This is a genomic window from Bartonella rhinolophi (genome assembly GCF_036576165.1).
Lineage (GTDB): Bacteria > Pseudomonadota > Alphaproteobacteria > Rhizobiales > Rhizobiaceae > Bartonella.
In genome coordinates this window covers 1-10839 of the sequence record NZ_JBAFWY010000016.1, presented here as the reverse complement: position 1 = coordinate 10839, position 10839 = coordinate 1, and the positions used below count along the sequence as shown (strand labels likewise).

16 protein-coding genes and 1 tRNA gene are annotated in these 10839 nt (G+C 35.5%); 7 read left to right on the top strand and 10 right to left on the bottom strand.

Annotated features, from left to right (window positions below; genetic code table 11):
* Positions 1 to 480: 480 nt before the first annotated feature.
* On the top strand, positions 481 to 843 hold the full coding sequence (gene cpdR / locus V5N67_RS06800; RefSeq protein ID WP_332061130.1) for a cell cycle two-component system response regulator CpdR: 363 nt from the start codon (positions 481 to 483) through the stop codon (positions 841 to 843).
* A 99-nt stretch (positions 844 to 942) separates the two neighbouring features.
* Positions 943 to 1017, top strand: a tRNA-Val gene (locus V5N67_RS06795).
* 116 nt (positions 1018 to 1133) lie between these two features.
* On the opposite strand, the gene V5N67_RS06790 is transcribed toward V5N67_RS06795, so the two are convergent.
* Positions 1134 to 1403: a type II toxin-antitoxin system RelE/ParE family toxin gene (locus V5N67_RS06790; RefSeq protein ID WP_332061129.1), complete on the bottom strand. Its 270-nt coding sequence runs from the start codon at positions 1401 to 1403 to the stop codon at positions 1134 to 1136.
* A 2-nt stretch (positions 1404 to 1405) separates the two neighbouring features.
* Positions 1406 to 1651 carry a ribbon-helix-helix domain-containing protein gene (locus V5N67_RS06785; protein ID WP_332061128.1) on the bottom strand — a complete coding sequence of 82 codons (246 nt, stop codon included), beginning with the start codon at positions 1649 to 1651 and terminating at the stop codon, positions 1406 to 1408.
* Between the two features lie 472 nt (positions 1652 to 2123).
* Here V5N67_RS06785 and V5N67_RS06780 point away from each other — a divergent pair, with 472 nt between their 5' ends.
* Complete coding sequence (locus tag V5N67_RS06780) at positions 2124 to 4067, top strand: ATP-binding protein (protein ID WP_332061127.1); 1944 nt, start codon at positions 2124 to 2126, stop codon at positions 4065 to 4067.
* 4 nt (positions 4068 to 4071) lie between these two features.
* On the opposite strand, the gene V5N67_RS06775 is transcribed toward V5N67_RS06780, so the two are convergent.
* The 3 genes from V5N67_RS06775 to bgtA form a co-directional block, all read right to left on the bottom strand.
* Complete coding sequence (locus V5N67_RS06775) at positions 4072 to 4290, bottom strand: hypothetical protein (protein WP_332061126.1); 219 nt, start codon at positions 4288 to 4290, stop codon at positions 4072 to 4074.
* Between the two features lie 128 nt (positions 4291 to 4418).
* Entirely contained in the window at positions 4419 to 4646 is a 228-nt protein-coding gene (locus tag V5N67_RS06770) for a hypothetical protein (RefSeq protein WP_332061125.1), read from the bottom strand.
* Positions 4643 to 5305, bottom strand: coding sequence for a gene transfer agent endolysin BgtA (gene bgtA, locus V5N67_RS06765; protein ID WP_332061124.1), 663 nt, complete (start codon positions 5303 to 5305; stop codon positions 4643 to 4645). Before bgtA ends, V5N67_RS06770 begins: the two co-directional genes overlap by 4 nt.
* Before the next feature lie 210 nt (positions 5306 to 5515).
* Here bgtA and V5N67_RS06760 point away from each other — a divergent pair, with 210 nt between their 5' ends.
* Both V5N67_RS06760 and V5N67_RS06755 read left to right on the top strand, forming a co-directional pair.
* Positions 5516 to 5818, top strand: coding sequence for a type II toxin-antitoxin system RelE/ParE family toxin (locus V5N67_RS06760; protein WP_332061123.1), 303 nt, complete (start codon positions 5516 to 5518; stop codon positions 5816 to 5818).
* On the top strand, positions 5805 to 6095 hold the full coding sequence (locus tag V5N67_RS06755; RefSeq protein WP_332061122.1) for an addiction module antidote protein: 291 nt from the start codon (positions 5805 to 5807) through the stop codon (positions 6093 to 6095). Before V5N67_RS06760 ends, V5N67_RS06755 begins: the two co-directional genes overlap by 14 nt.
* 148 nt (positions 6096 to 6243) lie before the next feature.
* On the opposite strand, the gene V5N67_RS06750 is transcribed toward V5N67_RS06755, so the two are convergent.
* From V5N67_RS06750 to V5N67_RS06740, 3 genes are all read right to left on the bottom strand, one after another.
* Complete coding sequence (locus V5N67_RS06750; RefSeq protein WP_332061121.1) at positions 6244 to 6666, bottom strand: type II toxin-antitoxin system VapC family toxin; 423 nt, start codon at positions 6664 to 6666, stop codon at positions 6244 to 6246.
* A complete protein-coding gene (locus tag V5N67_RS06745; protein ID WP_332061120.1) occupies positions 6666 to 6935 on the bottom strand; it encodes a type II toxin-antitoxin system Phd/YefM family antitoxin in 270 nt (89 codons plus the stop codon). Before V5N67_RS06745 ends, V5N67_RS06750 begins: the two co-directional genes overlap by 1 nt.
* 146 nt (positions 6936 to 7081) lie before the next feature.
* Positions 7082 to 7603, bottom strand: coding sequence for a Rha family transcriptional regulator (locus tag V5N67_RS06740; protein WP_332061119.1), 522 nt, complete (start codon positions 7601 to 7603; stop codon positions 7082 to 7084).
* Between the two features lie 429 nt (positions 7604 to 8032).
* On the opposite strand from V5N67_RS06740, the gene V5N67_RS06735 reads away from it, so the two are divergent.
* Positions 8033 to 8398 (top strand): XRE family transcriptional regulator, encoded by a 366-nt coding sequence (locus tag V5N67_RS06735; protein ID WP_332061118.1) that lies wholly within the window; start codon positions 8033 to 8035, stop codon positions 8396 to 8398.
* Positions 8391 to 8933, top strand: coding sequence for an ImmA/IrrE family metallo-endopeptidase (locus V5N67_RS06730; protein ID WP_332061117.1), 543 nt, complete (start codon positions 8391 to 8393; stop codon positions 8931 to 8933). The genes V5N67_RS06735 and V5N67_RS06730 overlap by 8 nt, the downstream gene beginning before the upstream one ends.
* Positions 8934 to 9389: 456 nt before the next feature.
* On the opposite strand, the gene V5N67_RS06725 is transcribed toward V5N67_RS06730, so the two are convergent.
* Together V5N67_RS06725 and V5N67_RS06720 are read right to left on the bottom strand one after the other, a co-directional pair.
* Positions 9390 to 10703 carry a phage late control D family protein gene (locus tag V5N67_RS06725; RefSeq protein WP_332061116.1) on the bottom strand — a complete coding sequence of 438 codons (1314 nt, stop codon included), beginning with the start codon at positions 10701 to 10703 and terminating at the stop codon, positions 9390 to 9392.
* Positions 10700 to 10839: tail protein X (locus V5N67_RS06720; RefSeq protein ID WP_332061023.1), on the bottom strand; the 140-nt coding region annotated here is incomplete at its 5' end. The genes V5N67_RS06720 and V5N67_RS06725, both read right to left, overlap by 4 nt.

Genomic DNA, 10839 nt, shown 5'->3' with positions numbered 1-10839 from the left:
ATTATTATCTATTTAAGAAAAATAAAACATTTTTGAAACAGATTCATTGTGCTTATAGTGCATATTTACAAAAGAACACGAAAAACAGAGAGCTGTAAAACTTCATCCTGCTATACAATTTTTCAAAAAATACAAATTAGTACAATGACATAATTTTTTTTACATTGCTAATCTCTAAAATGAGTGTTCCTATAAAATTTTTATAGCTGTAATCAAAAATGAAAAAAATTAAAAAGAAACACTATCTATAATTAACAGACTTCAAAAATATTTATACTGATCTTCTCTTTTAACATCACATACACTTCGAATTTAACCAACTAAAAACTAATATTCTGTATCTTCAAAAAAATCGCAAGAATTAACCATTTTGCCATTCATTTCAATTATGAGCATTTTATCGCTTTTTTTATAAATACTCTATATTGTATAAATCAATGTGGCAAAATACTCTACAAATGGAGCAATTGGAACATAATCATGAAACGAATCTTGCTCGCAGAAGATGACAATGATATGCGTCGTTTTTTAACGAAAGCTTTAGAACGCGCAGGCTACGAAGTTATTGATTTTGATAATGGTGCTAGCGCATATGAACGTTTACAAGAAGAGCCATTTTCTCTCCTCCTCACCGATATTGTGATGCCAGAAATGGATGGAATTGAACTAGCACGACGTGCTACTGAAATTGATCCTGATTTACGAGTAATGTTCATCACAGGCTTTGCAGCAGTTGCATTAAATTCAAACAGTGATGCCCCTCCTGATGCAAAAGTGCTCTCTAAGCCATTTCACTTGCGTGAACTAGTTAATGAGGTTGAGAAAATACTTATCGCTGCCTAAAGAAAGGTATTTTTCAAATTATTCATATTTAACAGATAGAAAATTAAATTAGGCATTGACCTTTGTAATTCTATGTGTTGTATGACAACATCGTTGAATGGGCGTGTAGCTCAGCGGGAGAGCACTACGTTGACATCGTAGGGGTCACAGGTTCAATCCCTGTCACGCCCACCAGACTGCTTTTTATTGCGCATAACTTATTGATTTTATTTGTATTTTTTAAAGTGAGGGATACATAAATAAAAGTGAGGGAATAAGATTTTCAAATATGCCTTCGTAAAATATCTTTCTTATCTAAATAAATCTGAATGTGTACCTGTCCTCTCAAAATGGACATGTTCATCGTCAACTATATAAATCAGTAACCAATCGGGTTCTATATGAATATCTCGACGAGGCTTCCAGTTTCCTTGTAAAGGGTGGTCATTTAATATAACTGGCAATTGCTGCTTCTCGACCAAAAGCTTTATAACCGCTAAAAGCTTTCGAATATCTTTGCCACGCTTTTTTTCTCGTTGTACATCCTTTTTAAATTTTTTTGAGTAGCTCACTGAACGCATGGTTAAATATCCAGTTGCTTACACAAGTCAGCAATATCTTTAGCATGAAAAACATCTTCGTTTCTGTCTGTTTTGTAAAAAGTTTCAAGCGTCTCCTCATTAGGTATCTTGTTGTTTTCAACATAGATACGAATGAGATCACGTAAAATTTGAGATGCAGGACGGTGTTTTCTTTCAGCTATAGACATAAACGCATTTTTTAGGTTTGTATCTACTTTGGTTGCTATAAGTTCACTTTTTGCGCTCATAATATCTATCTCCTTTGCAATCTGCACATAATTATATATTGTTTAACTTAGTAAAACATAGTTAAACTTATAATAAGTATCTACTCAATTCAAAAGAAGATTCTTACATTTTTGTTCTATCAAGTACGTTTTTTTGCCAAATTTTTTTATCGATTTTTTGAATTTTTCTGAATCATACTATAGGAGACTAATGATCAATGCAAAATCTTTGTAAAATTTTACCAAATAGAGTAAAATATTTGAACAATGCCCTTGTTGACACAAATAACAATTAATTTTGATTGTGTCACAATTTCTCTAAATCGATTCCTCATAATGAGAACATATTGTCTCAAAACACAATCAAAAGTATACACAATATTCACTATCATGAGTTATCGTTTTTTTTATCAAAAATAGTTATCCTGAATATCATAAAAAAAATTAAAAATATCAATAGTATATATAAAATCACAAATATATTGGTGCGCTCATGTTGGTCAATATACAATCGCTAATTAATAAGCTTTCCAAAAACATTAATACTGTTACAGTTCTTAAGGAAGCTATTGTTAATTCTATACAAGCTAATGCAACGAGAATTGATCTTGTATTCAAACTTGATGCAGATATATTAGAAAATGGGTCAATTTTATCTATGAATATCTTTGATAACGGAGATGGCTTCACAGAAGAAAACATCAAGTCTTTTTCCACTTATGGAAGTGATCATAAATTGAAAGACGGATGTAAAGGAATTGGGCGTATAACTTATTTAAAAATATTTAAAAAAGTTATACTTACTAGCTTTTGTAAAAATAAAAATAATACTGATGTTTGTGTTTCACTGGATTTTACGCCACAGTTTACGCAAAACTCTTTTAAAATAGAAGATGGCAAACAAGATGAATGGTGGAAGACACATTTACATTTTGAAAAGCCTTATAAACAAAAAAATTTAGATATAAAATTAATTCGCGATGATATTTACTATCATCTTCTGCCGTTGCTTTTTTTAAAAAAAGAAAAAAATATTCAAATTCAATTTTATGCAGAAGATAGAAATGGTGAATATGTAATCTATGATAACTTTACAATAACAACACAAAATTTACCTGCTTTAGAAAAGAAAAACTTTGAAGTCGGCCCTTTAAAACTCTCATTCACTCTTTCTTATCATTTTAAAAAAATTGAAAAAAACGAAAGCACTAATGATATAATAAAAGCATTTTATTGTGCTAATAAACGCACTGTTATGCCTTTTTCGAAGCTTATGAGTCTTACCCCAATCAAGAATGTGATGACGATATTTTTATTGGAGTCTTCCCTTCTGGATGAGCGTGTTAACGACGAACGAAATGAATTCAATATCGATAAAAAAAATCCCGACTTAGAAGCACAAATAAGTTGGGTTGATATTAATGAAAATTTAAAAAACATTTTAAATGAAATAATTGATACTAATTTTCCAGAAATTAAAGAAAAAAAGAGAGCTTTTCTCGAAGAAATTGCTAAAGGGTATCCTTATTTAATAGGATTTTTAGATAAAAGAGAAGCGATCGGTGGCGTATTCGAAGAAGATGATTTTATTAAAAACGCAGAAAACAAATACTCTCAAGAGAAACTGTCGCTTAGAAAAAATCTTCTTAAAAATAAAGGAAAGCCTGAAGACAATTTACAAAAAACACGAAATTTCGCTAGTTTAGAGTTAACTCAGTATATTCAATTTCGAGATTACATTCTGCAGCAATTCACTGAATTAACAAAACCTACTACTTTGGAAAAAGAGATTCATAATTTATTCATTCCTCAAAAAAAGACAGCCAGTAGAACCTCACCCTTACCATTAAAAGAAAATAACTTATGGATACTTGATGATAAGTTCATGAGCTATAATTATTTGCAAAGTGATAAAGAGATAAAAGAATTCCTTTCAGAGGTTAATTTATTATCACAAAAATCAACAAATGCCGAAATAAATATTAAAGATAAGGAATTGCACAGCAGACCTGATATAGCTATTTATTTTGACTCTAAGCTAGAAAAATTTGACTCTGAGTCAGCAAAGCGGGCTGTCTTAATAGAGTTTAAAAGACCTATAGCAGATTATAAAAATGCAGGTATTAATCAATTGAGTCATTACTCAAAAGTTCTTACAGACTACGGTGTCAATGAAATGTATATGTATCTCATTTCTGAAATAGATAATGCTTTTGAAGATGAATTGCGTACTACATATGGATTTGCTCCAATTTTTTCTCCAAAAGGAAAAATTTATCAGCGTAGTTATCTTCCTCACCGTAATGCCCATATACAGGTTATGTCTCTGGAGGCTGTTATTGAAAATGCAAAAGCACGAAATCATACTTTTATGGAAGTTATTAACAAAGATTTGTCACGTCAGCTATCAATTATTACAAATAAGCAAATGTCTTAATCATTCAATTTTTAATTAGCCACTGCTTTAGATGCGTGAAAATGCTATCTAACGCATCCATGAGACGTGCAAATTCAAGAATAAATAAAAAGATGATGAGCGCTATCCACTTCATAAAGCGAGACATCATTTTCACACTTTGGTAGGTAACAATTATCTCTTGAAGCATTTCCTTTTCTGCATCCGTAAGCTCTGTGTGCTTTTCAGTTTTTCTTTTAACCATGTTTCCACCCACACAAGCGTTCGCCCTGTTTGTTATGCTTTAAGATGTCTCTTGCTAAGCTGGAACTCATTGTAGTGAGGTCTTGACGTTCCAAATAAATTGGTCTCCAACCAACACAAGAAGCGCTTTTATTCGTCACGCACCCAGCGAGAAAGCTCAACGCGCACATCAGCATCACTTTTTTTGTTAATTTCATTTTCCACCTCAAACCGTGTTGTTGCTGCCTCTAAAGCTTTCTTCGTTTGCTTTTGTTTCTCTGCGTTTTTTCCAAGGGAGAAAGCTTTTACTAAAGCCATAAAAAAAGCAGCGAAAGCTGCCATGAGAGGGAGGAGATTCTTCTTGACCCACCACATCATAAGCGTTGCTCATGAAAGCGTTTAGCTATAAACGCAATACCAATACAGGCTGCTATCACCATAATGGCTGCCAATGCCCATTGAACGGGACCATTCCCTGCTAACAAGCCTCCAAGCCCCGAAAAGGAACCAATGATTGGTGCAAGTGCTTCTAGTTTTAAAAGACCTGTTGACTCTTTTGTTTCAACTGTTTGATAGTTGGAAGCAACATACGACCCCTTTACCCATAACCCCGCTTCTGCTGCTCGACGATTAACAAGACCTTGAAGACGCTTTCCACCCGCTTTAGTCCATCTCTGTAATTCGGCTGGTACAGCTTCATAATCACCTTTATTCAGCTTTTTAAGGAGTGTGGAGTTGCAAAATGCTGTTGTCCCTACATTATAACAAAACGATACTAATGCTGCGAATTGCTCATCTGTTAAAGAAACAGTGACAGCTTGTTCAACACTCCTCTCAAATTGTTTTAAATCTCGACAAAGAATATCTTCTGCTGCCTTTTCAGTGATATTCATGTTTTTATGAACAATAGGTTTTCCAGCAGCACTTGTGTGACCATAACCAATTGTCCATATCCCAATGGGGTCTTGATAAGCGTGTAATCGCAAACCTTCCCATTGCTTGATTAACATAAGCCCTTCTTTGGATATTTTGCGCATATTCTTCCCTCCATAAAAAAAGCCCTGCAAAAAGCAGAGCTGAATGACATGTTAAAACTGAACTTGTTGCTACCTTAAAAAACAGGACAGAAAAGTAGTTTTTAAAAGGTTTAAATTAGTGTTGAGATAGCATTAAAATACATTTGGCTTTTTTTATTAAAACAAAAGAAGATATTTGACATTGTAGCAATTGTATCTTATAAGTTACAAATGTTTACAGTGTACACGACAAGGTATTTTACAAAATGGCTAAATTCTTTAAAAGATGAGACTGCACAGGCGCATATCGTTAAACGAATTGCGAGAATGGAAACGGGATTTCTTGGTGATGTCAAATTTTTTCGTGGGATTGGTGAGTTAAAAATCAATCATGGATCAGGATATAGAGTCTATTTTATAAAACAAGATAAACAAATCATTTTATTATTAAATGCGGGTGATAAATCTACACAACAAAAGGATATCGAAAAAGCTCTTCAATTAGTAAAGGAAATGAAACATGGAAATCACTAAATTTGATACAAGTGAATATTTCAAGACACCTGAAACACAAGAGATTCTTTTACAAGATGCTCTTGAAAGCAAAGATAGTAAGTATCTAGCACATGCTCTTGGCATAATAGCGAAAAATCAAGGAATGAGCAAAATTGCTCAAGATACAGGACTATCAAGAGAGGCTCTTTATCGTTCTTTAAGTGATAAAGGTGATCCACGGCTTTCTACTTTTCTTAGTGTTTTGAGTGCTTTAAATTTACAAATTAATTTAACACCTATCAAAAACAATTGTTAAGAACAGACAGCTTTAGAAACATCTTAACCACCTTCCCACCTGTGAAGATATGAATTGCATGATAAAGTTAAGCTACTTTTTTATAGGATTTTCTAAAACGCATTTTTCTTCTGATGGCGTGCAAAATGCTGACTTAGCCAACGTTTTTTTAAAGTGGCAGCCATGGATCAATGATAGCAGCACCCGTGTTCACAAAATCTTTTACATTGTGTGTCACTACTGTGAAACCATGAACTAAGGCTGTAGCGGCGATGAGCGTATCGCTTGCGGGTTTGGGATCAGGAACATGGAGCTTTGCGCATTGGCGAACAACAGGCAAATCAATGGGCAAAATCTTATTAGCAAAAAACGGTAAAACATATCCATCAAGCCATTGACGCAGTAGTTTTCCTTGTATTTTATCCTTTCGCTCTACACGTAATATACCGTGCTCTAATTCAAAAATTGTCATCACAGAAAGATAAAGCTGTGCACTATGTATCTGTGATAGCCAGTGACAAACATTCTCATTAGCTCGTCCAGAACTTACCTTACGCAACTCAGAAATAACATTTGTATCGAGGAGAAACATTAAAAAACTTCCCGCTCTTCATCAAGAAGAGGTAGCCGCTCCGTCTCCAAATCAATATCTGCAAGATCAATATCTGAATGAATAGGCATCGCCAAACGTTTCAGAATATTACCAACACCTTGTTCCGTGATTTCTTGATAAGCTTCCATTGACATTAAAACATGCGTGGGTTTGCCTCGATCAGTAATAAAGACTGTATCTTTGCAAGCAACTCGTTTTGCTTTGCTGATTTCATGATTAAAATCGCGGCTTGTAATAATAACAGGCATAATCAATTCCAATTTTACAAATGTAGTTATGTTACTACATAAAGATAGCGTCATCCAAAGTGATTTTCAACAATATAAATAGCTCTTGATAAAATATGACTGCTTCCGCCATAAAAAATGGAAAAAGCATGTCATATTCCTTTCAGTTAAGCCACTTTTTTAAGTGGATTTTCTAAAACCCGTTTTGCTTCTGCAATTAATGCTTTGTAATTTCTGTTTTCTTCTTCTAACTTAAAAGCCTCAACAAGACGTGCATGTATTGGTCCCAAAAGATACAAGGCTTTTTCGGCTGGTCTCATCCCATCCCAATAACTTGGTAAATCAAACCGTGTATCACGCTCGCAATCGGCAGATTGGCTTTTCAATTCATAAAAAGCTTTAACAAGTGCTTTTTTAAACGCACGTACCATGTCATTGTTGCGCATATATGTCATGAGTAAAGTTGCCTGTGCTTCACTAAGAATAGCAACCTCTCTCTTTTGTCCGCCTTTACCATCTTTTTTACTCACTTGGATTTCAAATCTGAGTGAGCCAAACTCTTCAAAATCTTTACGATTATTGCGCACAAGCTTGATGACAGTAGCGTGGCTATTCCCCACACCCGTAGCAATTTTTAAAGAGGTTGTGACAGCAACCCCAGCATCATTTATTGTTACTAAATTGTTCATAATGAACTCCTAGATGTTAGATGTTTTTCATGGACATCCACTAAAGGACGTCGGGTGCTGAAAAACACGGCATCTAGTCCGTCGTTACGCTTTCCCCACAAAGGGTATTGTATGGCATAACCACACCCGACAAAATCATTGTACACTTGTAGTATATAATGAGTCAAAGTCTTTAAATGCACAGAAGACTGATTATTACGGTAATCAATCCGCTAGATGTTTTAGTGTTTTTCAGGCACCTGAATCAACAATAGACACATTGTTATGATATTGTCAAGTAAAAAATTAATTTCTTGTTTCTTTTTTATATATGCATATTAACTCGCATCTTTAAAATGTGCTCTTGACAATATAATCCTAAATCGGTTAAATTAATTTTTAATCCCAATTTAATAAATATTTTTTCTACAAAAATGAGGAGATTTTTTAATGTTAACTTCTTTCGGAAAAAGTTTACGAAAGCTCCGCATTGATCGCGTTGAACGTCTTTTCGATATGGCTAAAAAAATAGGTGTATCCTCAGCATTCTTGTCATCTGTAGAGATTGGGAAAAAACCTATTCCTTCTAAAATGGAGGAAAAAATAATTGAAATATACAATTTAAACCAAGAGGTTGCAGACCTCTTGAGAAAAGAAGCCGATATTTGCCGTAAAAGCTTTAAGGTAAATGCTTCTAATCCTCTTAGCCGTGAAACAATTGGTATGTTTGCTAGAGTGATTGATAACCTTTCCGAAGAAAAAATAATGGAAGTCAGACAGTTGATAAAAGAAATGGAAAAGGAATCAAATGAATAAAAGCTTAGATTATGAAGTTCCTTCTCGTGGTTGGAAAGAAATTAGTAACATAACCAACGGGATTCGAAAAACATTGGGGTTATCACATTATGAACCTTTTCCAATATTACATTTTCTTGAGTTTATCCTAGCTCAAATGATGTCAGATTCGGATTTTACTTTTCTCGTTTTGGGACAAAAAGAAATGGGAAATATAGAGGGTCTTACACATCCACAAGGGAAGTTTATTGCTATAAGACAAAGTGTTTACGAAAAAGCGTGCAATAATGACGGGCGCTCAAATTTTACATTGGCTCATGAACTCGGTCATTTTATGTTACACACAAATTTGCCTTTCCAGCGTGCAGTTACTTCTGGTCAGATACCTCCTTATCGTAGTGCAGAAAAACAAGCTAACCAATTTGCTGCTGAGCTTTTGATGCCACGCCAGTTTATACTACAGCACCCAACAATAGATGAAATAGTCAAGATTTGTAAAGTCTCTTGGCAAGCAGCTAAAGTTAGATTTAAAAAAGTAAATGGGTTTGAGCTATAACCCAAACCCAAAACAAGTTTGCGCTAGGCTTGAGGTTTGCTAGCGTAAGCCAGACAAAAGATTCCTCAGCATGACGCATCCTCTAATCGCTTCGAGGAATTGTATCATCGTAGAGAGTTTTTGTCTAGGTTGACTTCACCTCAAGGAGAAAGCTATGAAAAAAGCTTTCAAACACATCTTTCGCACTTGGCGAAAGTGTCCTCATACGGGAGAAATCCTGTATGCAAAAGACTATGGTTTTAGAGCTTGGAGAATTCCTATCCAAGACTGATAACCAAAAAAAAGTGGCTACTTCCTTAAAGAAGTAGCCACTTCTTTTTGTAAAAAAACTTTTATAAAAATTCTATTTTAGATAAAAAATGGATAAATTTTACAATCTTATTAAAAAATAAAATCTCTTTCTGCTAATTACTTTCTCCCTAATAAATTTCCCTTCCATTTTTAAGCCGTTCTCTTTTACACATCTCCTTCATCCATATGAATAGCATCCTCTCCTTCCTCATATGAGGCAGTGGGAGGAGCGTTGGGGTCGATGATGTCATCCTTATCTGGTGTGGTGTTGGCAACATTTCCCGCGGCATCTTCCTGCCCTTCATCAAAAAGTTCACAGTCTATTTGTGTTGTATAGCCTCCATTGGGTGCAAACTCATGTTTAACGCTTTTGATACGCCACTCGAAAGGGATGTAAGGTCTAAAGGGTGGTTCTTGAATAAGCTTTGCTTCTGCTTGGATGAGAGGGTTCCCACCCATATCACACGAAAAGGATGATTTTCCACGTGATGACTTATTGCGATAAGAAGCAATCGCTGCAACAGCTTCTGACTGGTTGTGATAGGTATATTTTAATTCATGAAACGGTGCTTCACCAGATTTGACTTCCTTTTTCTCACCACTGCGTAAATCATGATAAGTAGCAATAACACCGCCTTTTTTCTCTTCCCCTTCTTTTATGGATGTTGATTCTGTCTCTTGCAGCTTAGGCAGTGTGAGGCTTTTGTTTTTATCACTCTCATCCATGTGAATAAAGTTTTCATCTTCCCCAATCTCTTCTGGTGCCCGTGCATCGGCAGCAGCCTTTTGATCGTCTCCAGCATCCATTTCCAAGCCATTGGCTGCCCCTACCTCATCACGTGCGCTATATTTAAAATCCCAAGAGCTACACATTCTCTCATTGATGGAAACTATCGGAAGCAGCTCCCCCGTTATGGCTTTGCCAGCACCACGTTTGGCAAGTACCAGTTTCCCATCAACAGGCTTTGCAACAGCATCATATTCCGCGGCAAGGCGTGCAGCAAAAGCCATGTCACTTTCCGCCGTTTGATCAATGTGACGCACAACAATTTTGGCAAGTGTCGGGTCAACCTTTGCCGTATAACCATTCCGTGTTGCGATCTCTTGAACAATACTGCCCAATGTTTTCTGATGATAGGATTGGCTTTTGGGTGTTCTGTAAGATGTGTTCATCGCAGCAGCACGTCCCGTAACACTTAAAGTTTGCGGTGGGCTGCTTACCGATATTTCATCAATCAAGTACGTGCCCATATCCCGCACAGCTCCCCCTTCATAGCCAAGACTGATAGAAACCACTGTTCCAATCAAAGGAATATCCAAAAAACCATTGTCATTTGCCCGTGCACGATCATCAAGCTCTATGGTGATACGGTCGCTTTTGTCTTCTGCCTCATCCGTAATTTCAATCGACAAGACATAATCCATGAGAGAATTTGTAATATCTTCGCCATTTGCCATAACTGTGCAAAAAGGCTTCATGATTTACGCCCCCAAATTCTAATCACTGGTGTGGCTTTAGGATAGGGTAAAGAAGGCAAAACTATCCTTACCCCCGCTTTTAACAGAGCACCATAATTTGCAAGACCATGATTAGCCGCATAAACACGTTCAACAG

Excerpts from the sequence above, each read along its gene's own strand:
- cpdR (WP_332061130.1), top strand. The coding sequence starts at position 481 with ATGAAACGAATCTTGCTCGCAGAAGATGACAATGATATGCGTCGTTTT.
- V5N67_RS06790 (WP_332061129.1), bottom strand. The coding sequence starts at position 1,403 with ATGCGTTCAGTGAGCTACTCAAAAAAATTTAAAAAGGATGTACAACGA.
- V5N67_RS06785 (WP_332061128.1), bottom strand. The coding sequence starts at position 1,651 with ATGAGCGCAAAAAGTGAACTTATAGCAACCAAAGTAGATACAAACCTA.
- V5N67_RS06780 (WP_332061127.1), top strand. The coding sequence starts at position 2,124 with ATGTTGGTCAATATACAATCGCTAATTAATAAGCTTTCCAAAAACATT.
- V5N67_RS06775 (WP_332061126.1), bottom strand. The coding sequence starts at position 4,290 with ATGGTTAAAAGAAAAACTGAAAAGCACACAGAGCTTACGGATGCAGAA.
- V5N67_RS06770 (WP_332061125.1), bottom strand. The coding sequence starts at position 4,646 with ATGATGTGGTGGGTCAAGAAGAATCTCCTCCCTCTCATGGCAGCTTTC.
- bgtA (WP_332061124.1), bottom strand. The coding sequence starts at position 5,305 with ATGCGCAAAATATCCAAAGAAGGGCTTATGTTAATCAAGCAATGGGAA.
- V5N67_RS06760 (WP_332061123.1), top strand. The coding sequence starts at position 5,516 with ATGTTTACAGTGTACACGACAAGGTATTTTACAAAATGGCTAAATTCT.
- V5N67_RS06755 (WP_332061122.1), top strand. The coding sequence starts at position 5,805 with ATGGAAATCACTAAATTTGATACAAGTGAATATTTCAAGACACCTGAA.
- V5N67_RS06750 (WP_332061121.1), bottom strand. The coding sequence starts at position 6,666 with ATGTTTCTCCTCGATACAAATGTTATTTCTGAGTTGCGTAAGGTAAGT.
- V5N67_RS06745 (WP_332061120.1), bottom strand. The coding sequence starts at position 6,935 with ATGCCTGTTATTATTACAAGCCGCGATTTTAATCATGAAATCAGCAAA.
- V5N67_RS06740 (WP_332061119.1), bottom strand. The coding sequence starts at position 7,603 with ATGAACAATTTAGTAACAATAAATGATGCTGGGGTTGCTGTCACAACC.
- V5N67_RS06735 (WP_332061118.1), top strand. The coding sequence starts at position 8,033 with ATGTTAACTTCTTTCGGAAAAAGTTTACGAAAGCTCCGCATTGATCGC.
- V5N67_RS06730 (WP_332061117.1), top strand. The coding sequence starts at position 8,391 with ATGAATAAAAGCTTAGATTATGAAGTTCCTTCTCGTGGTTGGAAAGAA.
- V5N67_RS06725 (WP_332061116.1), bottom strand. The coding sequence starts at position 10,703 with ATGAAGCCTTTTTGCACAGTTATGGCAAATGGCGAAGATATTACAAAT.